23 protein-coding genes are annotated in these 22,440 nt (G+C 45.7%); 19 read left to right on the top strand and 4 right to left on the bottom strand.

The window, feature by feature from the left end:
- Positions 1-92: 92 nt before the first annotated feature.
- The 4 genes from gyrB to dnaA form a co-directional block, all read right to left on the bottom strand.
- Positions 93-2,510: a DNA topoisomerase (ATP-hydrolyzing) subunit B gene (gene gyrB / locus JC606_RS11710; RefSeq protein WP_198778635.1), complete on the bottom strand. Its 2,418-nt coding sequence runs from the start codon at positions 2,508-2,510 to the stop codon at positions 93-95.
- Between the two features lie 17 nt (positions 2,511-2,527).
- Entirely contained in the window at positions 2,528-3,607 is a 1,080-nt protein-coding gene (gene recF / locus JC606_RS11705) for a DNA replication/repair protein RecF (protein WP_198778634.1), read from the bottom strand.
- 37 nt (positions 3,608-3,644) lie between these two features.
- Positions 3,645-4,745, bottom strand: coding sequence for a DNA polymerase III subunit beta (gene dnaN / locus JC606_RS11700; RefSeq protein ID WP_061033947.1), 1,101 nt, complete (start codon positions 4,743-4,745; stop codon positions 3,645-3,647).
- Positions 4,746-4,826: 81 nt separating this feature from the next.
- A complete protein-coding gene (dnaA, locus tag JC606_RS11695; RefSeq protein WP_004739264.1) occupies positions 4,827-6,254 on the bottom strand; it encodes a chromosomal replication initiator protein DnaA in 1,428 nt (475 codons plus the stop codon).
- Positions 6,255-6,564: 310 nt separating this feature from the next.
- On the opposite strand from dnaA, the gene JC606_RS11690 reads away from it, so the two are divergent.
- The 19 genes from JC606_RS11690 to atpA all read left to right on the top strand — a co-directional run bounded on the left by JC606_RS11690 (position 6,565) and on the right by atpA (position 22,403).
- Positions 6,565-7,314 (top strand): amino acid ABC transporter substrate-binding protein, encoded by a 750-nt coding sequence (locus tag JC606_RS11690; RefSeq protein WP_137407569.1) that lies wholly within the window; start codon positions 6,565-6,567, stop codon positions 7,312-7,314.
- Between the two features lie 115 nt (positions 7,315-7,429).
- On the top strand, positions 7,430-8,101 hold the full coding sequence (locus JC606_RS11685; RefSeq protein WP_004739268.1) for an amino acid ABC transporter permease: 672 nt from the start codon (positions 7,430-7,432) through the stop codon (positions 8,099-8,101).
- Positions 8,098-8,835 carry an amino acid ABC transporter ATP-binding protein gene (locus tag JC606_RS11680; RefSeq protein WP_198778633.1) on the top strand — a complete coding sequence of 246 codons (738 nt, stop codon included), beginning with the start codon at positions 8,098-8,100 and terminating at the stop codon, positions 8,833-8,835. The genes JC606_RS11685 and JC606_RS11680 overlap by 4 nt, the downstream gene beginning before the upstream one ends.
- A 206-nt stretch (positions 8,836-9,041) precedes the next feature.
- On the top strand, positions 9,042-9,176 hold the full coding sequence (rpmH, locus tag JC606_RS11675; protein ID WP_004735800.1) for a 50S ribosomal protein L34: 135 nt from the start codon (positions 9,042-9,044) through the stop codon (positions 9,174-9,176).
- A gap of 45 nt (positions 9,177-9,221) precedes the next feature.
- Positions 9,222-9,545, top strand: a complete 324-nt coding sequence (gene rnpA / locus JC606_RS11670; RefSeq protein WP_017055478.1) for a ribonuclease P protein component — start codon at positions 9,222-9,224, stop codon at positions 9,543-9,545.
- Positions 9,512-9,769, top strand: a complete 258-nt coding sequence (yidD, locus tag JC606_RS11665) for a membrane protein insertion efficiency factor YidD (RefSeq protein WP_102426369.1) — start codon at positions 9,512-9,514, stop codon at positions 9,767-9,769. The genes rnpA and yidD overlap by 34 nt, the downstream gene beginning before the upstream one ends.
- Before the next feature lie 2 nt (positions 9,770-9,771).
- The gene (gene yidC, locus JC606_RS11660) at positions 9,772-11,394 is read left to right on the top strand and encodes a membrane protein insertase YidC (RefSeq protein WP_128162547.1); all 1,623 of its coding nucleotides are present in this window, start codon (positions 9,772-9,774) and stop codon (positions 11,392-11,394) included.
- 129 nt (positions 11,395-11,523) lie between these two features.
- Complete coding sequence (mnmE, locus tag JC606_RS11655) at positions 11,524-12,885, top strand: tRNA uridine-5-carboxymethylaminomethyl(34) synthesis GTPase MnmE (protein WP_061033980.1); 1,362 nt, start codon at positions 11,524-11,526, stop codon at positions 12,883-12,885.
- Positions 12,886-12,935: 50 nt separating this feature from the next.
- Positions 12,936-13,370 (top strand): FMN-binding protein MioC, encoded by a 435-nt coding sequence (mioC, locus tag JC606_RS11650; protein ID WP_137407567.1) that lies wholly within the window; start codon positions 12,936-12,938, stop codon positions 13,368-13,370.
- A 481-nt stretch (positions 13,371-13,851) separates the two neighbouring features.
- A complete protein-coding gene (mnmG, locus tag JC606_RS11645; RefSeq protein ID WP_061033952.1) occupies positions 13,852-15,747 on the top strand; it encodes a tRNA uridine-5-carboxymethylaminomethyl(34) synthesis enzyme MnmG in 1,896 nt (631 codons plus the stop codon).
- On the top strand, positions 15,747-16,379 hold the full coding sequence (gene rsmG, locus JC606_RS11640; RefSeq protein WP_137407566.1) for a 16S rRNA (guanine(527)-N(7))-methyltransferase RsmG: 633 nt from the start codon (positions 15,747-15,749) through the stop codon (positions 16,377-16,379). Before mnmG ends, rsmG begins: the two co-directional genes overlap by 1 nt.
- Before the next feature lie 14 nt (positions 16,380-16,393).
- On the top strand, positions 16,394-17,167 hold the full coding sequence (locus JC606_RS11635) for a ParA family protein (RefSeq protein WP_026084427.1): 774 nt from the start codon (positions 16,394-16,396) through the stop codon (positions 17,165-17,167).
- A gap of 23 nt (positions 17,168-17,190) precedes the next feature.
- Positions 17,191-18,072 (top strand): ParB/RepB/Spo0J family partition protein, encoded by an 882-nt coding sequence (locus tag JC606_RS11630; protein WP_137407565.1) that lies wholly within the window; start codon positions 17,191-17,193, stop codon positions 18,070-18,072.
- Positions 18,073-18,263: 191 nt separating this feature from the next.
- Positions 18,264-18,653, top strand: coding sequence for a F0F1 ATP synthase subunit I (locus JC606_RS11625; protein ID WP_004739288.1), 390 nt, complete (start codon positions 18,264-18,266; stop codon positions 18,651-18,653).
- 8 nt (positions 18,654-18,661) lie between these two features.
- Positions 18,662-19,459, top strand: a complete 798-nt coding sequence (gene atpB, locus JC606_RS11620) for a F0F1 ATP synthase subunit A (protein ID WP_004739289.1) — start codon at positions 18,662-18,664, stop codon at positions 19,457-19,459.
- Between the two features lie 52 nt (positions 19,460-19,511).
- Complete coding sequence (gene atpE / locus JC606_RS11615; protein ID WP_004411110.1) at positions 19,512-19,769, top strand: F0F1 ATP synthase subunit C; 258 nt, start codon at positions 19,512-19,514, stop codon at positions 19,767-19,769.
- 59 nt (positions 19,770-19,828) lie between these two features.
- The gene (gene atpF / locus JC606_RS11610) at positions 19,829-20,299 is read left to right on the top strand and encodes a F0F1 ATP synthase subunit B (RefSeq protein WP_032498590.1); all 471 of its coding nucleotides are present in this window, start codon (positions 19,829-19,831) and stop codon (positions 20,297-20,299) included.
- A gap of 15 nt (positions 20,300-20,314) precedes the next feature.
- Positions 20,315-20,848, top strand: coding sequence for a F0F1 ATP synthase subunit delta (gene atpH / locus JC606_RS11605; RefSeq protein WP_004739291.1), 534 nt, complete (start codon positions 20,315-20,317; stop codon positions 20,846-20,848).
- 13 nt (positions 20,849-20,861) lie between these two features.
- Positions 20,862-22,403, top strand: a complete 1,542-nt coding sequence (atpA, locus tag JC606_RS11600; protein ID WP_008221384.1) for a F0F1 ATP synthase subunit alpha — start codon at positions 20,862-20,864, stop codon at positions 22,401-22,403.
- Positions 22,404-22,440: the final 37 nt, after the last annotated feature.

Raw genomic sequence — 22,440 nt, 5'->3', positions numbered from 1 at the left:
TCAAAAGTCACCGTTTTTCGAGACAAAAAAACCACCTCGAATGAGGTGGTTTAATGGAAAGCATAACCAAAGCTCTCAAGCCATATTGATGACTAAACGTCTAGGTTTGATACTTTAAGTGCGTTCTCTTCGATGAAGTTACGACGCGGTTCAACTTGATCACCCATTAGCGTGGTGAACAGTTGGTCTGCACCGACTGCATCTTCAATAGTTACTTGCATCATGCGACGTGTCTCTGGGTCCATTGTGGTTTCCCAAAGCTGATCTGGGTTCATCTCACCTAGACCTTTGTATCGTTGTAGGCTTAGACCACGACGAGACTCTTTAATCAACCAGTTCAACGCTTCAACAAAGTTTGATACTGCTTGAGTACGCTCACCACGTTTGATGTAAGCGCCCTCCTCAATCAGACCGTCTAACGCTTCTGATAGGCTTGCTAGTTTGCCGTACTCTTTCGAGTTGAACAGATCAACGCTTAACGCGTGTTCGTGTGTTACACCGTGGGTACGAACGACAATCTTAGGTAGGCTTAGACCTAGCTCCTCATGCTTCTCAACTTCTAGAGAGTACTGGCTTGCACCAACCTCTTTCGCATTCAGTTGTTCTACTAGCTGCTTGCCCCATGCTTCTACTGCTGACTCATCGTGACACTGCTCTGCAGTTAGACGAGGCATGTAGATCATTTCATGCATTAGAGCATATGGGTAACGGCGGCTCATGCGCTCTACCAGCTTGATACCAGAGTTGTATTGCTGAACTAGCTTCTCTAGCGCTTCACCTGCCAATGCTGGTGCATCAGGGTTTACGTGTAGCGCTGCGTTGTCTAGAGCCAATGCCACTTGGTACTGGTTCATTGCATCTTCATCTTTGATGTACTGCTCTTGCTTACCTTTCTTCACTTTGTAAAGCGGTGGCTGAGCGATGTAGATGTAGCCACGCTCAATAAGCTCTGGCATTTGACGGTAGAAGAAGGTCAATAGTAGCGTACGAATGTGCGAACCATCGACATCGGCATCGGTCATGATAATGATGTTGTGGTAACGCAGCTTATCTGGGTTGTATTCGTCGCGACCGATACCACAGCCAAGAGCCGTGATTAGGGTTGCCACTTCTTGTGAAGAAAGCATCTTATCGAAGCGTGCTTTCTCTACGTTTAGGATCTTACCTTTTAGTGGAAGAATCGCTTGGTTCTTACGGTTACGGCCTTGTTTTGCGGAGCCGCCTGCCGAGTCACCCTCCACTATGTATAGTTCAGACAGTGCAGGGTCTTTTTCCTGACAGTCTGCAAGCTTACCTGGTAGGCCAGCTAGGTCTAAAGCACCTTTACGACGCGTCATTTCACGTGCTTTACGCGCTGCATCACGAGCTCGTGCTGCATCGATAATTTTAGTACAAACGGTTTTCGCTTCTGTTGGGTTCTCGATAAGGAACTCAGACAGTTTTTCACCCATCGCTTGTTCAACGGCAGATTTCACTTCAGAAGAAACCAGCTTGTCTTTAGTTTGGCTAGAGAACTTAGGATCTGGCACTTTTACCGAGATAACCGCAGTTAGGCCTTCACGAGCATCATCACCTGATGTTGCTGTCTTCGCTTTCTTAGAGAAGCCTTCCTTATCCATGAAGCTGTTCAGAGTACGCGTCAGCGCAGCACGGAAACCAGCAAGGTGAGTACCACCATCACGTTGAGGAATGTTGTTTGTGAAACAGTAGATGTTCTCTTGGTAACCATCATTCCATTGCATCGCTACTTCAACAGTAATGCCGTCTTCACGTTCGTGGTCGAAGTGGAAGATTTTTTGGATGATCGGAGTTTTGTTGGTGTTTAGGTGATCAACGAACGCCTGAATACCACCCTCAAACATGAAGTGATCCGATTTATCTTCTTCACGCTCATCAATTAGCTTGATAGAAACGCCTGAGTTTAGGAACGACAGTTCACGTAGACGTTTAGCTAGAATATCGTAGTGGAAAAGTACATTTGAGAATGTCTCTTCACTTGGCCAGAAACGGATTTCTGTACCCGTTTGGTCCGTATCACCAATCACAGCTAGTGGCGATTGAGGCTCACCATGGTGGTACGTTTGAGTATGGATTTTACCACCGCGGTGGATAGTAAGAGTAACCTGCTTAGACAGTGCGTTTACTACTGAAACACCTACACCGTGCAAGCCACCTGATACCTTGTATGAGTTATCATCGAACTTACCACCAGCGTGAAGAACCGTCATGATTACTTCAGCAGCAGACACGTTCTCTTCTGGGTGAATTTCAGTTGGAATACCACGGCCGTCATCGCGTACCGATACTGAATTGTCTTCATGGATAGTAACAATGATGTCATTACAGTGACCAGCAAGCGCTTCATCAATAGAGTTATCTACTACCTCGAAGACCATGTGGTGCAGACCGGTACCATCATCCGTGTCGCCAATGTACATTCCAGGACGCTTACGAACCGCATCCAGACCCTTCAGTACCTTAATACTCGATGAATCGTAATTATCTGACATAGTTACTCTCTGACTAATTATCCTTGCTCTATTTTGCCATGTTCCACATGAAACATCCTGCTATTTTCATCATGCATATCTGCAATCTGATCAGCGGTAATAGAGCTTACAAAAACTTGAGCCTCGGTCGCCTTTAAACACTCAGCAAGACGTGCACGGCGTTGGCTATCTAATTCGGAAGCGAAGTCATCTATTAAATAGATGCACTGCTTACCTGTCATTTGAGTGAGGTGTTGCCCTTGTGCTACTCGCAACGCACACACCATCAACTTCAATTGACCTCGTGACAAGACATCTTCCACTGGAGTGCCGTTCACTTTTATCTTCAGATCCGCTTTGTTTGGCCCACTAAAGGTGTAACCAAGCTGCTGATCCCTTTCAAAATTCTTCTCTAATATCTCGGCGTATGGGGTGTCTTTGTCCCAGCCGCGATAGTAGTTAATCTTTATCTCAAACTCAGGTAGGAAGGTCGCACAGATCTCTTCGGCGACTTCTTTAAGCTGCTCAACGTAGGTGGCACGCCACTCACTGATGCTTTCCGCTAAACGGGCCAGTTCTTGGTCCCAGTAGCTCAGCTCTCGATAATGCGTTGCCGTTTTCAATAAGGCGTTTCGCTGCTTATTGAGGCGCTTTACCCTGCCCCATGCATCATAGAAACCCGACTCACTGTGGAAGACTCCCCAATCAATGAATGCGCGGCGATGCTTAGGTCCATCTGTCAGTAAATCAAACCCTTCCGGGTGAATCAACTGCAAAGGTAAGACTTGCGCTAACTGCGCGAGTTTTTGCCCAGTTTGACCGCTTATTTTAACCTCTGTTGTGCCATCGCGCTGCTTATTAATGCCAATTGGCAGCTCAAATTGATCCGAGGTCATAAAACGGCCGTGCACAAACAGTTCGCTACACTCATTTTGTATGATGCGTCCCGTTAGGGAACTCTTAAATGAGCGACCGTGGCCGAGCAGATATACTGCTTCAAGAACACTGGTTTTACCGCTTCCGTTAGGCCCTATAAGAAAGTTAAAGCCTGATGACGGTAGAATGTCACAGGCTTCAATATTTCTAAACTGCTTAACGATTAGACGAGAGAGTGGCATAGCGTCATCATATTAATCATTAACGATGGCACCAACTCTACAGACGGATTGGCATAACAACGTACATTGCGCTGTCATCTTGTGCATTTTCAATCAAGGCACTCGCGTTCGCGTCTGACATTGAGATACGAACTTGCTCACAGCGCAGTGTATTGAGAACATCAAGTACATAGCTTACGTTAAAGCCGATCTCTAGTGCATCCCCCTCAAAGGTCACGTCCAGCATCTCTTCGGCTTCTTCTTGCTCTGGGTTGTTAGCAGTAATGCGCATCTCGCTATCTGCAAGGTTAACGCGAACACCACGGAATTTTTCATTCGACAGAATCGCAGCTCGAGAGAACGCTGAACGCAGTTCATCACAACCCGCTTCTAGCGTTTTGGTGGTGTTTTGCGGCATTACGCGGCGATAATCTGGGAAACGACCATCAACCAGCTTCGAAGTGAAGACATAGTTGTTCACTTCAGCGCGTACGTTTGAGTTACCAATCTGCAGTGTTACCGGTTGTTCAGGCGCATCCAATAGCTTCACCAGCTCTTGCACGCCTTTACGAGGAACAATGATCTGCTTCTGTGCGAAATCCGCACCAAGCTGCGCTTGAGATACCGCCATACGGTGACCATCGGTCGCCACACTGCGTAATGTAGAGCCTTCAATCTCAAACAACATACCGTTGAGGTAGTAACGAACGTCTTGGTTCGCCATTGAGAATTGAGTTTTTTCGATAAGACCACGCAGTTCGGCTTGCGTCACAGACACTTCAACTTCGCTGCTCCAGTCTTCTATATTAGGGAAATCGGCCGCAGGCAAGGTTGCCAATGAGAAACGGCTACGCCCAGAACGTACTTGAACGCGGTCGCCATCCAATACCACAGTGATCACTGAGCTATCAGGTAAACCACGGCAGATATCTAGGAATTTACGAGAAGGTACTGTGATGCTGCCGGCTTCGAAATCACCTTCAAGCGTTACACGGCTGATCAATTCAACTTCTAGGTCCGTTGCTGTCATCGACAACACGTTATCTTCTACCTTAATCAGTAGGTTTCCTAGAATTGGAAGTGTTGGCCTGCCACCTAGCGCGCCAGACACTTGTTGTAACGGCTTAATCAGATGACTACGTTCAATGGTAAATTTCATATCTTGCTCTTACGGTCTAAATGGCACGCAGCATATGTACGTGACCAAGATTCTGCTTATTAAGGTTAAGAATACTGTGTATTAAGAAGAAAGGGTACGAATCAAGTTCGAATAATCTTCTTTAATGTCGTGGCTCTCTTCACGCAGCTGAGCAATCTTACGGCAAGCGTGCAGTACCGTGGTGTGGTCACGGCCACCAAATGCATCACCGATCTCAGGCAAGCTGTGGTTAGTCAGCTCTTTTGCTAGCGCCATCGCCAGTTGACGTGGGCGAGCAACAGAACGAGAACGACGCTTAGACAGCAGGTCTGCCACTTTGATTTTGTAGTACTCAGCAACGGTCTTCTGAATATTATCGATAGTAACCAGCTTCTCTTGCAGAGCCAGTAGGTCACGCAGTGCTTCGCGCACGAAATCGATCGTGATTGGGCGGCCAGTGAAGTTCGCATTCGCGATTACACGGTTCAGTGCGCCTTCTAGCTCACGAACGTTAGAACGCAGACGCTTAGCAATAAAGAATGCCACCTCATCCGCAAGGTGAATTTGATGGTCTTCTGCTTTCTTCATTAAGATCGCAACACGCGTCTCAAGCTCTGGTGGCTCGATCGCAACCGTCAAACCCCAACCGAAACGAGATTTAAGACGATCTTCTACGCCGTTGATCTCTTTTGGATAACGGTCAGAAGTTAGGATGATCTGTTGGTTGCCTTCAAGCAGCGCATTAAAGGTATGGAAGAACTCTTCTTGAGAACGTTCTTTATTAGCGAAGAATTGGATGTCATCGATAAGCAAGGCATCAACACTACGGTAGTAGCGTTTGAATTCTTCGATCGCATTGTTTTGTAGCGCTTTAACCATATCCTGAACAAAACGCTCAGAGTGCATGTACACCACTTTTGCATTCGGCTTGCCATCAACAATGGCATTACCTACCGCGTGCAACAAGTGAGTTTTACCTAGGCCGGTGCCACCGTATAGGAATAGTGGGTTGTATGCCGCACCTGGGTTATCCGCCACCTGACGTGCTGCAGCCAAACCAAGTTGGTTCGACTTACCCTCAACGAAGTTATTGAACTTATGCTTAGGGTTGACGTTTGAACGGTGGTTGATATCCACATCCACAGGCTCTTCATCACGCCATGTGTTATGAACAGGCTTACGAGCTTGCAGCTGTGCAGGCGCTGACGACTCTGCCGCTACATCAGCAGCAGTGCGAGTTGGCGCAGGAGCCGATGCAGGCGCTGCTGGCTTTGGTGCCGACACACGCTTACTGCCGACTTCAAAATGCAGATGCGGGATATCATTGCCGCAATATTCTTGCAGCAGACGGTTAATGCTATTTAAGTACTTATCACGAACCCAATCGAGTACGAAACGGTTCGGTGCAAATAGAGTTAGAGTATTGTCATTGAGCTCCGCTTGTAACGGACGAACCCACATACTGAATTCTGTAGCTGGTAACTCTTCTTGAAGCTGTTGCAAACACTGCAACCAAAGCGAAGATGACACGGTGCCCCCACTCTATTTAAGTAATATGAAATGACTGCTAATTTTACCTGTTGATAAGTCAGATCACCAGCAATTGATCACAGATCCAGTGAATAAGATCCAAGTTATTCACAATAAATTTGTAATTAACCGGCGGATCCGCACATCTTGCCCCTAATTTACTCACACAACGATCCACTTATGCCCGGATCCTTGCTAGTTATCCCCAAAACGAGAATGCGATCTAGTTATGGTTAATAACATCTGGTTATTTATTCTATCGAGCAATTTACCAGTAACATCCAATCCCATAAATATAAGGAGTTACCAAATGAATAACTGGATTAAGGCTGCAATTGCGGCTATCGCACTCTCTGCTGCTACTGTTCAAGCTGCGACTGAAGTTAAAGTCGGCATGTCTGGTCGCTACTTCCCATTTACTTTCGTTAAGCAAGACCAACTACAAGGTTTTGAAGTGGATTTATGGGATGAGATCGGTAAACGTAACGACTACAAAGTTGAGTACGTGACAGCGAACTTCTCTGGTCTGTTTGGTCTTCTTGAAACGGGTCGAATCGATACCATTTCTAACCAAATTACAATGACGGATGCACGTAAAACGAAATACCTATTCGCAGACCCATACGTAGTAGACGGCGCACAAATTACCGTTCGTAAGGGTAATGACAGCATTAAAGGTATCGAAGACCTTGAAGGCAAAACAGTTGCGGTAAACCTAGGCTCAAACTTCGAACAACTGCTACACAGCTACGATAAAGATGGCAAGATCAACGTGAAAACCTACGACACAGGTATTGAACACGATGTCGCTCTTGGTCGTGCTGATGCATTCGTTATGGATCGCCTATCTGCACTAGAGCTTATCAAGAAGACTGGTCTACCATTACAGCTAGCAGGTCAGCCATTCGAAACGATTGAAAATGCTTGGCCTTTCGTAGACAACGACAACGGTAAGAAACTACAAGCCGAAGTAAACGAAGCATTAGCAGCAATGCGCGCAGATGGTACGCTAGAAAGTATCTCTCAGAAATGGTTTGGTGCGGACATTACTCAGAAGTAATCACTCACTCTCCATTCAAGGCCCACTGCTTTATACAGCGGTGGGCTTTTGCTTTTATATCACTGATAAAAACGCTTGATATCACGCGGCTTCCAATAAAAATACGAGATAGATTATGGGATTTGATTTTAACTACATGCTAGAGCTGCTACCGATACTGTTGAAGTATCTTGGCACCACCATGGAGATGGCGATTTGGGGCTTGTTCTTTGCTCTGATCCTGTCTGTGATACTGGCAAACATTCGTGTGTTCAAAATCCCAGTACTCGACCAACTCAGCCAACTTTATATTAGCTTCTTCCGTGGCACCCCACTGCTGGTTCAGCTGTTCCTCCTCTATTACGGCCTACCTCAGGTGTTCCCGTGGATGGTTGGTTTAGATGCATTCAGTGCTGCAGTCATTGGTTTAACCCTGCACTTTGCCGCTTACATGGCAGAGAGTATCCGCGCCGCGATTATCGGTATTGATCGCAGTCAGATGGAAGCGAGCCTTTCGGTAGGTATGACGACGAGCCAAGCGATGCGTCGAGTGATCTTGCCGCAAGCGACCCGCGTTGCTCTGCCTTCTCTGATGAATTACTTCATCGATATGATCAAATCAACCTCACTCGCCTTCACCCTTGGTGTAGCTGAGATTATGGCTAAGGCTCAGATGGAGGCGTCTTCAAGCTTCCGTTTCTTCGAGGCTTTCTTGGCAGTAGCGCTGATTTACTGGGGCGTGGTGGTTATCCTCACTCGCATTCAAATCTGGGCCGAAGTGAAACTGAATAAGGCGTACGTACGATGATCAAATTACAAAATATCCACAAGCACTTTGGTGACACCGAAGTGCTTAAAGGGATCGACCTAGAAATCAAGCAAGGTGAGATCATTGTTGTCATAGGTTCGAGTGGTACAGGAAAGTCGACACTACTGCGCTGTGTGAACTTTCTTGAGCAAGCCGACCAAGGCACGATCTCAATTGATGACATCAAAGTCGATGCCAAAAAGCACACCAAAGCAGAGGTGCTAGCACTGCGACGTAAGACTGGCTTTGTTTTCCAAAACTATGCCCTATTTGCTCACCAAACCGCCAAGCAAAACATTGCTGAAGGTTTGATTACAGTGCGTGGTTGGAAGAAGCAGCAAGCCTATGAAAAAGCACAGCAAATACTGGATGATATCGGCCTAGGTGACAAAGCAGACAGCTACCCTGCTGCGCTTTCTGGTGGTCAGCAACAACGTGTTGGTATTGGCCGTGCTATGGCACTCCAACCCGAGCTTTTACTGTTTGATGAGCCAACTTCTGCGCTGGATCCTGAGTGGGTTGGCGAAGTACTTAACCTAATGAAAAAATTGGCAAACCAGCATCAAACCATGCTGGTGGTTACCCATGAAATGCAGTTCGCTAGAGAGGTCGCAGACCGAGTGATCTTCATGGCTGACGGTCATATTGTCGAGCAGGGATCTCCACAGGATATTTTTGGTAATCCACAAGATCCTAAATTAAAAAAATTCCTAAATAAGGTGGGGATCGACTAAGGATCCTTGTGATTTTAGTTATTCTACGTATAATCCCCCGACCGGAATTTTAGTTAACCCAATCATTGACACTTTTTGTGACAGTGATTACAATTCCGCCTCTTTGTTGAGAGGCGTCGGTTTTCCTTTCTTATATAAAGAAGAGAAAAAATGCCCACGCCGGGTTTAACAAAAACCTAAAACTACTGATCAGTAAGGTAATTACAATGAAACGCACTTTTCAACCTACAGTTCTAAAGCGTAAGCGTACTCACGGTTTCCGTGCTCGCATGGCTACTAAGAACGGTCGCGCAACAATCAATGCACGTCGTGCAAAAGGCCGTAAGCGTCTTTCTAAGTAATCTTTGATTATTTTGAATAAGCTAGCCTTCGGTCGGGAGTTACGCTTGTTAACTCCCGAACATTATCAAAATGTCTTCAAGCAAGCTCATCGAGCTGGCTCTCCTCATTTCACCATCATTGCTCGAAATAACTCTCTTTCAAATCCTCGCCTTGGATTAGCCGTTCCGAAAAAACAGATTAAAACCGCCGTGGGTCGTAATCGATTCAAGCGTCTTACTCGTGAAAGTTTTCGTAACACTCAGCACAAACTTCCTAACAAAGATTTTGTTGTAATCGCTAAGAAGAGCGCGCAAGATTTAAGCAATGAAGAAATGTTCAAGCTACTCGACAAATTATGGCTTCGCCTGTCTCGCCCTTCGCGTGGATAGCGCTAATACCCATCTATTTTTATAGATGGTTTATTAGTCCACTCATCGGCCCACGCTGCCGATTTACTCCAACCTGCTCTTTATATGCGATAGAAGCGTTGAAAGCTCACGGTTTTGTAAAAGGGTGTTGGTTATCAGGCAAACGTCTATTAAAATGCCATCCTTTGAACGATGGGGGCTTTGACCCCGTTCCACCAGTCCAAAAACAAGACAGAGATAAATAACGATGGATTCTCAACGTAATATCCTGTTAATCGCATTGGCTTTGGTTTCTTTCCTACTTTTCCAACAATGGAATGTAGCTAAGAACCCAGCTCCACAAGCGGTTGAGCAGGCACAATCTGGCAGCACCCTACCAGCGCCATCTTATGCAGATGATCTAGACCCGGCTCCTGGTCAAGTTGCTTCTTCTGCAAAAACTATCACAGTGACCACTGATGTACTGACTCTGTCAATTGATACGGTTGGTGGTGATGTTGTGAAAGCAGACCTAAATGATTACTCAGCTGAGTTTGATTCTGAAGAGAGCTTTGTTCTTCTTAAGAATGAACCAGGCCACCAATTTATCGCGCAAAGCGGTCTAGTTGGTCCTCAAGGTATCGACCTTAGCAGCACTAACCGCCCTAGCTACACGGTTTCAGCAGACAGCTTCACGCTGGCTGACGGTCAGGATGAACTACGCATCCCAATGACTTACCAAGCGAACGGCCTAGATTACACAAAAACATTCATCCTTAAGCGCGGCAGCTACGCGATTGACGTTGAATACGATGTAGTCAACAACTCTGGTAACAATGCGACATTCGGTATGTACGCTCACCTACGTCAAAACGTTATGGATGACGGCGGTAGCCTAACAATGCCAACTTACCGTGGTGGTGCTTACTCTACGGAAGACACGCGTTACAAGAAATACAGCTTCGACGATATGCAAGATCGCAACCTGTCTCTTAACCTAGCAAACGGTCAAGGTTGGGCAGCGATGATTCAACACTACTTTGCAAGTGCTTGGATTCCACGCGACGAAGCAGGCAGCAACCTTTACACTCGTGTAATTGGTAACCTAGGCGACATCGGTGTTCGTATGCCGAACAAAACTATCGCTAACGGTGACGAAGCAAGCTTTAAAGCAACGCTTTGGGTTGGTCCTAAACTTCAAGACCAAATGGCAGCAACTGCACCAAACCTAGACTTGGTAGTAGATTATGGCTGGCTATGGTTCATTGCTAAACCACTTCATACTCTGCTTTCGTTCATTCAAGGCTTCGTATCGAACTGGGGTGTAGCAATTATCATCCTAACTTTCATCGTTCGTGGTGCTATGTACCCACTAACGAAAGCTCAGTACACGTCTATGGCGAAAATGCGTATGCTTCAGCCTAAGCTGACAGCAATGCGTGAGCGTATTGGCGACGACCGTCAACGCATGAGCCAAGAAATGATGGAGCTTTACAAGAAAGAGAAAGTAAACCCACTAGGTGGCTGTTTACCTATCCTTCTGCAAATGCCTATCTTCATTTCGCTATACTGGGCACTAATGGAGTCTGTTGAACTACGTCACTCACCGTTCTTCGGTTGGATTACTGACCTTTCAGCGCAAGACCCATACTACATCTTGCCACTTCTGATGGGTGCTTCAATGTTCCTAATCCAGAAGATGAGCCCGACGACTGTAACGGATCCAATGCAGCAGAAGATCATGACCTTTATGCCGGTTATGTTCACATTCTTCTTCCTGTTCTTCCCTTCAGGTCTGGTTCTTTACTGGCTAGTATCGAACATCGTAACTCTGATTCAGCAAACGCTTATCTACCGCGCGCTGGAGAAGAAAGGCTTACATTCTAAGTAAGTTCGATAATAGAAAGAGCTAAAGAAAGGCGACCAAAAGGTCGCCTTTTTGTTTTTAGCTGATTACAATTCAGCTAATTGATTAATCGTGAATGCCCTTTTTCGCGTTCACATGCTAGCAGGCACAACTATGACTACAGATACGATTGTTGCTCAAGCGACCGCGCCCGGCCGTGGTGGCGTCGGTATTATCCGCGTTTCCGGCCCATTAGCGACTCAGGTTGCCCTAGAAGTAACGGGAAAAACACTTAAGCCTCGCTACGCTGAGTACCTACCTTTTAAATCTGCCGATGGCATCGAGCTCGACCAAGGTATCGCGCTCTACTTCCCTAACCCGCACTCTTTTACCGGCGAAGACGTTCTAGAGCTGCAAGGTCACGGTGGCCCAGTGGTTATGGATATGCTCATCAAGCGCATCCTGGGGATCTCTGGTGTGCGTGCAGCTCGCCCTGGTGAGTTCTCAGAGCGTGCGTTCTTGAACGACAAGATGGACTTAACCCAAGCTGAAGCGATTGCTGACTTGATTGACGCAAGCTCAGAAGAAGCGGCAAAATCAGCGCTGCAATCATTGCAAGGTGAGTTCTCTAAGCGCATTAATACGCTGGTCGATTCACTGATTCACCTACGAATCTATGTTGAAGCAGCGATAGACTTCCCTGAAGAAGAAATCGACTTTCTGGCTGACGGTAAAGTAAGTGCTGACTTACAGGCTATCATCGATAACCTAGAGGCGGTGCGCCAAGAAGCCAACCAAGGCGCCATCATGCGTGAAGGCATGAAGGTGGTGATCGCTGGTCGCCCAAATGCCGGTAAATCTAGTCTACTGAACGCGCTGTCAGGCAAAGAGTCGGCAATCGTGACCGATATTGCTGGTACCACACGTGATGTACTGCGAGAGCATATCCATATTGATGGTATGCCACTGCATATTATCGATACCGCAGGCTTACGTGATGCATCTGACGAAGTCGAAAAAATCGGCATTGAGCGTGCTTGGGAAGAAATTGCTCAGGCTGACCGAGTCCTATTTATGGTGGATGGCACTACAACCGATGCCACTGACCCGAAAGATATCTGGCCAGATTTCGTTGATCGTTTGCCAAATAACATAGGGATGACCGTCATTCGTAACAAAGCGGATCAAACCAATGAAGAGCTCGGGATTTGTCACGTAAACGATCCAACTCTGATTCGCTTGTCCGCAAAAACAGGTCAAGGCGTGGATGCCCTACGCAGTCATCTAAAAGAGTGTATGGGCTTTGCTGGTGGTCATGAAGGTGGCTTTATGGCTCGCCGTCGTCACTTAGATGCGCTTGAGCGTGCCTCTGAGCACCTCGATATTGGCCAGCAGCAACTTGAAGGCTACATGGCGGGTGAAATCTTGGCGGAAGAGCTTCGTATCACTCAGCAACACCTTAATGAGATAACGGGCGAGTTCAGCTCAGACGATCTCTTGGGGCGTATCTTCTCTTCATTCTGTATTGGTAAATAACCCAAGAAGGCTGGCTAATGCCGACCTTTTTCTTTAGTAAGGACAGCTTAATGATCCACATTATTACAGGTAGCACCTTAGGTGGCGCTGAATACGTTGGCGATCACCTTAATGATCTTCTAGAAGAACAAGGCCATGAGATAACGCTACACAACCAGCCTACATACAATGATATCCCTCAACAAGGCTTCTGGTTAGTGGTGACCTCGACCCATGGTGCCGGTGAATTTCCTGACAATATCAAGCCATTCATAGCCGATCTGACAGAGCACGCACCTCAACTCGATAAGGTTCGCTTTGCAGTCATTGCCATTGGTGATTCAAGCTACGACACCTTCTGCGCAGCAGGCCAAACCGCTCATGAGTTATTAACAAAACTTGGCGGACAGGCGATTTCTGACTGTTTTACCATCGATGTTTTGGAGACTCCGGTCCCTGAAGACGCTGCAGAAGAGTGGTTTAACGATCATAGTGACCAATTTTAACCCTCTATTCTCTTAAAAAAGCGGCTTTTGCCGCTTTTTTTGTGCCTGAATATCGAGATTGTGAATAACTTTTTGGGGTAAAGCCGAAAATTAGCCATTTATTTTCAAGATCTGTTGTGGATAAGATCATACATATTCGGTGATTAACCTATAGTTATCCAAATAACAAGTTTTAGAGCTATTTACCCCTGTGAATAAGTAGCCATTTTGATCCCAGCTAATCCTCATCCTGATCAAAGTTAGATCACACCATTTGATCCAAAAAAGATCCATGATCTCGTTGATCATTTTTGACTTATCCACAGACCGCTTCGATCCTAATAATAGATCCAATAAAAGATCTCTTTAAAGATCTTATCTATATTAATTAAAAACAGCTTAATCGAAAAATTCCAAAAACGTTTTCTCAAGCTATGAAAACAGGTAGAATATCGCTCCTTTTTATCAGTCTAGAAAACGTTTGAATACCTGAGGTCGGTTCATGCTTTATCACGAAAAATTTGACGTCATCGTTGTTGGTGGCGGCCATGCAGGAACGGAAGCCGCACTCGCATCTGCACGTACTGGTCAAAGTACGTTATTACTTACTCATAATATCGATACCTTGGGACAAATGTCTTGTAACCCAGCTATCGGTGGTATCGGTAAGGGCCACTTGGTGAAAGAGGTCGATGCAATGGGTGGTTTGATGGCGCAAGCCATTGATCATGCAGGTATTCAGTTCAGAACACTAAACGCGTCAAAAGGCCCTGCGGTTCGTGCAACTCGCGCTCAAGCAGACCGTGCACTCTACAAAGCCTTTGTTCGTAATGTCCTTGAAAACACGCCAAATCTAACCTTGTTCCAGCAATCGGTTGATGACCTGATCGTTGAACAGGATCAAGTGGTCGGTGTGGTCACTCAAATGGGCCTTAAGTTCCGTGCTAATGCTGTGGTACTGACGGTAGGGACATTCCTCGGCGGTAAGATCCATATTGGTATGGAAAGCTCTTCTGGTGGTCGTGCTGGCGATCCACCATCGATCGCTTTGGCTGACCGACTTCGTGATCTTCCATTTCGAGTTGATCGCCTGAAAACAGGTACACCTCCTCGTATCGATGCGCGCAGTGTTGATTTTTCTGAACTTGAGGTTCAGCACGGTGATAACCCAACACCGGTTTTCTCATTCATGGGCAGCCGAGCACAACAGCCGCGCCAAATCCCATGTTACATCACGCATACCAATGAAAATACGCACGATGTGATTCGTGCCAACCTTGACCGTAGCCCGATGTACGCTGGCGTGATTGAGGGTATTGGTCCTCGCTACTGTCCTTCGATTGAAGACAAAGTGATGCGTTTTGCTGATAAAAACAGCCACCAAATTTTTATTGAGCCTGAAGGCCTAACGACACATGAGTTATACCCGAATGGTATCTCTACTAGTCTGCCGTTTGATGTACAGGTTCAAATTGTTCGCTCAATGAAAGGGTTCGAAAATGCTCACATCGTGCGTCCTGGCTACGCAATTGAGTATGATTTCTTTGATCCTCGCGACCTAAAACTGACTTACGAAACTAAGTTTATTAAAGGCTTGTTCTTTGCTGGTCAAATTAACGGTACTACCGGTTATGAAGAAGCAGCAGCACAAGGCCTCATGGCTGGCTTAAACGCAAGCTTATTCACTCAAGGCAAAGAGGGCTGGAGCCCACGTCGTGACCAAGCTTACATGGGCGTTCTTATCGATGACCTATCAACTATGGGCACCAAAGAACCGTACCGTATGTTTACGTCTCGTGCGGAATACCGTCTGTTGCTTCGTGAAGACAACGCCGATATCCGTCTGACAGAAAAATCTCGTGAACTTGGTTTGGTTGATGATGCGCGTTGGGCTCGATTCAACGAGAAGATGGACAACATGGAGAAAGAGCGTCAGCGTCTGAAAGAGACTTGGATTAATCCAAAATCTGAAGATATTGGCGCGCTGAACCAGATCCTAAAAACACCGATGTCTCGTGAAGCGAGCGGAGAAGATCTTCTGCGTCGTCCAGAAATGACTTATTCACAGCTGACGGCTCTGGATCGTTTTTCTCCAGCACTGGAAGATCAACAAGCGGCTGAGCAAGTTGAGATCCAAGTGAAGTACGAAGGCTACATTCAGCGTCAACAAGACGAAATTGAAAAATCACTGCGTCATGAAAACACCAAACTGCCGGCTGATATTGATTACAGCCAGGTAAAAGGGCTTTCTAACGAAGTAGTTCTAAAACTAACTAACGCTAAACCGGATTCAATTGGTATTGCTTCTCGTATTTCGGGTATTACACCTGCGGCAATTTCAATCCTATTGGTTTACTTGAAAAAACACGGCCTGTTGAAAAAGGGTGAGGAAGCATAATGAGCGTATTACGCGAAAAACTGGATCTCCTGATTGGCCAGACTGACCTAGAAGTATCTGAAAAACAACGTAGCCAGCTAGTTGGCTATGTTGAGTTACTCAACAAATGGAACAAGGCTTACAATCTGACTTCGGTTCGTGACCCATTAGAAATGATGGTGAAACATATCTTAGATAGCATCATTGTTAGCACTCACTTACAGGGTAAGCGCTTTATCGATGTGGGAACCGGACCTGGCTTACCTGGGATTCCGCTCTCAATCATGAACCCAGACTGCGAGTTTTACTTGCTAGATAGCTTAGGTAAGCGTATTCGTTTTATTAAGCAGGTGGTTCATGAGTTGGGAATCGACAACGTCGTGCCGGTCCAAAGCCGTGTTGAAGAGTTTCAACCTGAAGAAAAGTTTGATGCAGTGCTCAGTCGCGCATTTGCGTCAATGACAGACATGGTAGAGTGGTGTCACCATTTACCTAAAGAGCAATCCGGTGTATTTTTGGCTCTTAAGGGACAACATCCTAGAGATGAAATCGACCTGTTACCTGAATGGTGTTCAGTGACAGACATCAAAGCTTTGCGAGTACCAGAGCTTGATGGAGAGCGTCATCTAGTAACTTTATCGCGTCAGGGATAATCAGCGAGGCCATAGTGGGTAGAATCGTAGCAATTGCCAACCAGAAGGGCGGCGTAGGAAAAACAACAACTTGCATTAACTTAGCAGCATCAATGGCGGCGACAAAGCGCAAGATATTGGTTGTTGACCTCGATCCTCAAGGTAATGCCACTATGGCGAGCGGTGTCGACAAATATCAGGTTGAAGCAACTGCTTACGATTTGTTGGTTGAAGACACCCCATTTGATGAGGTGGTTTGTCGAAGTACATCTGGCAATTATGACCTCATCGCCGCTAACGGTGATGTTACTGCGGCAGAAATCAAGCTGATGGAAGTGTTTGCGCGCGAAGTTCGCCTTAAAAACGCACTCGCATCCATTCGCGATAATTATGATTTCATCTTTATTGATTGCCCACCCTCATTAAACCTTCTTACAATTAATGCCATGGCAGCTGCTGATTCCGTATTAGTTCCAATGCAATGTGAATACTTTGCTCTTGAAGGTTTGACTGCGTTGATGGATACCATAAGCAAGCTTGCGGCGGTGGTGAACGAGAACCTGAAGATCGAAGGTCTTCTGCGTACTATGTATGATCCTCGCAACCGCTTATCAAACGAAGTATCAGATCAACTCAAAAAACACTTCGGTAGCAAGGTCTACCGAACTGTGATCCCTAGAAATGTACGTCTTGCTGAAGCGCCGAGTCACGGCAAACCTGCAATGTACTACGACAAATATTCCGCTGGTGCTAAGGCATACCTTGCACTTGCTGGCGAAATGTTGCGTCGTGAAGAAGTCCCAGTATAGGTCTAACCAAAGGAATTCGCTCAATGTCTAAGCGTGGTTTAGGAAAAGGGCTAGATGCATTGCTTGCAACTAGTTCAATGGCTCGTGAAAAACAGCAAGTCGCTTCTCATAGTCAGGCGTTATCGGCTGATGGAGAGCTTACAGAATTGGCTGTTGGTAGCTTGAGGCCAGGTGTTTATCAACCGCGTAAAGATATCGCGTCTGAAGCGCTAGAAGAGCTGGCGGCTTCAATTCAATCTCAAGGCATCATTCAGCCAATCGTTGTACGTCCATTAGCGCAAGATCAGTATGAGATTATTGCGGGTGAGCGTCGTTGGAGAGCGGCTCGTCAAGCAGGCCTTAAGCAAGTGCCGTGTCTGGTCAAGCGAGTGGAAGACAAGGCCGCGATTGCGATGGCGTTAATCGAGAATATTCAGCGTGAAGACCTGAATGTTATTGAAGAAGCACAAGCGCTAGAGCGCTTACAGAATGAATTTGAACTGACGCACCAGCAAGTCGCTGATGTGATTGGTAAATCGAGAGCAACGGTTAGTAACTTATTACGTCTAAATCAGCTCGAAAATGAAGTAAAAGGTTTAGTTTCCAATAAACAACTGGAAATGGGGCATGCTCGAGCACTGCTTGCGCTCGAAGGTGATACCCAGGTTGAGGCAGCGAACACTGCGGCGACCAAAAACATGACCGTGCGTCAAACTGAACAACTTGTCAAAAAGTGTTTAAAACCAGACGTTGAGCCAGAATCGAAGCCAGAAGACACAGAAGCTATCGAACTTTCACGAAGACTCACTGAAAAATTGCAAGCAAACGTTTCAGTTACTCGTTCTGTTAGCGGTAAGTCAAAAGTGACAATTACTCTTGATGAGCCTCACAAATTAGAGCAACTTATTGCTAAATTAGAGTACTAAATGAGATAATTGATTTAGGTCAATTATGTAATAAACAAGTAATTTCGTACAAAAGTTGTCGGTTTGTATGCAAAAATGTAAATGATTGCAGCGTTCTTATTGCAATCGATTTGGCTGAACGTATAATTTTCGCCAATTTCTCAGCACGCTTTTTAGCGAGTGGTAAAGTGGGCTTAAAGAGGAACGAATACATGGTAGCGGCGTTAGCAAGACCAGGACGAGTGCTTGCAAAGCAAATGTTATTGATCGAGCTTAGCGCGGTTATATTAGTGGCGATAGGGTTAGGTTTAGCTGTTAATCCTGACTGGGGTTTTGCTGCATTTATCGGTGGCGGCATTTTTGTCATCGCGAATGTGGTTTTTTGTGTGTGTGCTTTCCTTTTTTGTGGAGCTCGCGCGACTAAGTTAGTTGCGGCGTCGTTCTATGCTGGCGAAGCGCTAAAAATCCTAATCACAGTTCTACTATTCTCTATTGTCTACATGTATATGCAGGTGGAGTTAATTCCCCTCAAACTGACCTATTTACTGGTTCTTGGTATTAATATCTTTGCGCCAGTGCTTTTCATTAACAATAAGAAATAGGACGAGTTATGGCTGCGGCAACAGCATCCGGATACATTGAACACCACCTACAGAATCTATCTTTAGCTAAGTTAGGTTTTGTAGAGGAGACAAGTTTCTGGAACGTACATATAGACAGTCTGTTTTTTTCGGTGTTGACAGGGATGTTATTCCTTTGGGTTTTTCGCTCAGTCGCTAAGAAAGCAACAGTAGGTGTACCTGGTAAGCTTCAGTGTTTTGTAGAAATGGTAGTGGAATTCGTTGGCGACAACGTTAAAGAAACTTTCCATGGCCGCAACCCGCTGATTGCCCCATTAGCACTGACTATATTCTGCTGGATTATTTTAATGAACTTGATGGACTTAGTGCCAATCGATTTCTTACCATATCCTGCAGAGCATTGGTTAGGCATCCCTTACTTGAAAGTGGTTCCTACAGCTGATGTAAATATAACCATGGCAATGGCTCTAGGTGTTTTTGCTCTGATGATCTACTACAGCATCAAAGTAAAAGGCTTGGGCGGATTTGCTAAAGAATTGGCACTGCATCCATTTAATCATCCAATCATGATTCCATTTAACTTGGTACTTGAGGTAATTTCGCTTCTGGCGAAGCCACTATCTCTAGGTATGCGTTTATTTGGTAATATGTTTGCGGGTGAGGTGGTGTTTATTCTTATCGCGGCAATGCTACCGTGGTACTTACAATGGGTAGGTGCACTACCTTGGGCTATCTTCCATATCTTGGTTATTTTGATTCAAGCATTTGTTTTCATGATGTTGACAATTGTTTACTTATCAATGGCTCATGAAGATAGTGATCACTAAAAAAAAATTTTTAAGCTTTATTCTAACTATTAATGTTAATCGGAGAACGTAAATGGAAACTGTACTAAGTTTTTCAGCAATCGCTGTTGCTATTATTGTTGGTCTTTGTGCCGTAGGTACTGCAATTGGTTTTGCTATTCTTGGTGGTAAATTCCTAGAAGGCGCTGCGCGTCAACCTGAAATGGCTCCTATGCTACAAGTTAAGATGTTCATCATCGCTGGTCTACTGGATGCTGTTCCAATGATCGGTATCGTAATCGCACTACTATTCACGTTTGCTAACCCATTTGTTGGTCAACTAGCAGGCTAATTAACTCTTCAATAGTTAATTAAATTTTTGTAGTTGATTCTTAACGAGGGGTAGCTGTTGTGAATATGAACGCAACTCTGCTAGGTCAAGCAATTGCTTTTTCACTGTTTGTTTGGTTCTGCATGAAATATGTATGGCCACCAATCATGCAAGCAATTGAAGAGCGTCAGAAGAAAATTGCTGACGGTCTAGTAGCCGCTGAGCGCGCTGCTAAAGACTTGAACCTGGCACAAGCCAACGCTTCTGAGCAAATGAAAGAAGCAAAGCGCACTGCAACTGAGGTTATTGAACAGGCAAACAAACGTAAAGCTCAAATTATTGATGAAGCTCGCGAAGAAGCTCAGGCAGAACGCCAGAAAATCTTAGCGCAAGCGGAAGCAGAACTTGAAGCTGAGCGCACACGTGCCCGTGATGACCTGCGCAAACAAGTCGCAACTCTGGCTATAGCTGGTGCTGAGAAGATCCTTGAGCGTACGATCGATAAAGACGTACACAAAGACCTTCTTGACAACATTACTGCAAAACTTTAAAGCAAGGGGCTGTATATGTCTGATTTGACAACAATCGCACGCCCCTATGCTAAAGCAGCTTTTGACTTTGCGGTAGAGAAAGGTGAGCTTGACCAATGGAGTCAAATGCTCTCTTTTGCTGCCGAAGTGGCACAAAACAATGATATCCACAATCTACTAAGCAGTTCTCTAACTGCTGAAAAATTAGCGGAAGTATTCATTGCAGTTTGTGGCGAACAATTTGATGAATTCGGCCAGAACTTGATTAAAGTGATGGCAGAGAATGGCCGCTTAATGGCTTTTCCTGATGTTTGCAAAGAGTTCTTATTGCTCAAACAAGAGCACGAGAAAGAGATCGACGTTGAAGTAACTTCAGCAGTTGAACTTTCAGAAGAACAACGCGCAGATATCAGCAGCAAATTGGAACAGCGCCTAGCGCGCAAAGTACAGCTGAATTGCAGTATAGATGAGACTCTGCTTAGCGGAGTTATTATTCGAGCCGGAGACCTAGTCATCGATAACTCAGCGCGTGGTCGACTAGACCGCCTGAGCGATGCATTGCAGTCTTAATGGGGATTGGAGCATGCAACTTAATTCCACTGAAATTAGCGATCTAATTAAACAACGTATTGAATCTTTCGACGTTGTTAGTGAAGCTCGCAATGAAGGTACTATCGTTTCGGTAAGCGATGGCATCCTTAGCATTCACGGCCTAGCGGACGTGATGCAAGGTGAAATGATTGAACTACCGGGTGGCCGTTACGCGCTAGCACTTAACTTGAACCGTGATTCGGTTGGTGCTGTTGTAATGGGCCCATATGCTGACCTACAGGAAGGCATGAAAGTTACAGGTACTGGCCGCATTCTTGAAGTGCCAGTAGGTCCAGAACTACTTGGTCGTGTTGTAAACACACTAGGTGAGCCAATTGATGGCAAAGGTCCTATCGAAGCGAAACTGACTTCGCCTGTAGAAGTAATTGCACCAGGTGTAATCGACCGTAAATCGGTAGATCAACCTGTACAAACTGGTTACAAGTCTGTTGATTCAATGATCCCAATCGGTCGTGGTCAACGTGAGCTAGTAATCGGTGACCGTCAAACTGGTAAAACAGCGATGGCGATCGATGCGATTATTAACCAAAAAGATTCAGGTATTTTCTCTATCTACGTAGCAATCGGTCAGAAAGCATCGACTATCGCTAACGTAGTTCGCAAACTAGAAGAGCACGGCGCGCTAGCTAACACTATCGTTGTTGTTGCATCAGCTTCTGAATCTGCAGCGCTACAATACCTAGCGCCATACGCAGGTTGTGCGATGGGTGAATACTTCCGTGATCGCGGTGAAGATGCACTGATTGTTTATGATGATCTATCTAAGCAAGCTGTAGCTTACCGTCAGATCTCGCTACTACTTAAGCGTCCACCAGGTCGTGAAGCGTTCCCAGGTGATGTTTTCTACCTTCACTCTCGTCTACTAGAGCGTGCTGCTCGTGTAAGCGAACACTACGTAGAAACATTCACTAACGGTGAAGTGAAAGGCAAGACTGGTTCTTTAACTGCTCTTCCTATCATCGAAACGCAAGCTGGTGACGTATCTGCATTCGTACCGACGAACGTAATCTCGATTACCGATGGTCAGATCTTCCTACAAACTGAGCTATTCAACGCGGGCGTACGTCCAGCTGTTGACCCAGGTATCTCAGTATCTCGTGTAGGTGGTTCAGCGCAGACTAAAATCATCAAGAAGCTATCTGGCGGTATCCGTACAGCTCTAGCACAGTACCGTGAACTTGCGGCATTCGCACAGTTCTCGTCTGACCTTGATGAAGCGACTAAGAAGCAGCTAGACCATGGTCAAAAAGTTACAGAGCTAATGAAGCAGAAGCAATACGCTCCTATGTCTGTATTTGACCAAGCACTTGTAATCTTCGCTGCAGAGCGTGGTTACCTTCAAGACGTAGAGCTTGCTAAGCTTCTAGACTTTGAAGCTGCTTTACTATCGTTTGCTCGCGGTCAATATGGCGATCTAGCTACACAGATCGACACAACGGGTGCTTACAACAATGATATCGAAGCTGAGCTGAAGAAGCTTGTCGACGATTTCAAAGCAACCCAGACCTGGTAATTGGTGGGTGGCCTTCGGGTCACCTCATACCATTAAC

It is taken from the genome of Vibrio sp. IB15, assembly GCF_016406055.1.
Taxonomy (GTDB): Bacteria; Pseudomonadota; Gammaproteobacteria; order Enterobacterales; family Vibrionaceae; genus Vibrio; species Vibrio chagasii.
The sequence above is the reverse complement of the archived record's forward strand: the minus strand, read 5'-3'. Positions and strand labels throughout refer to the sequence as shown.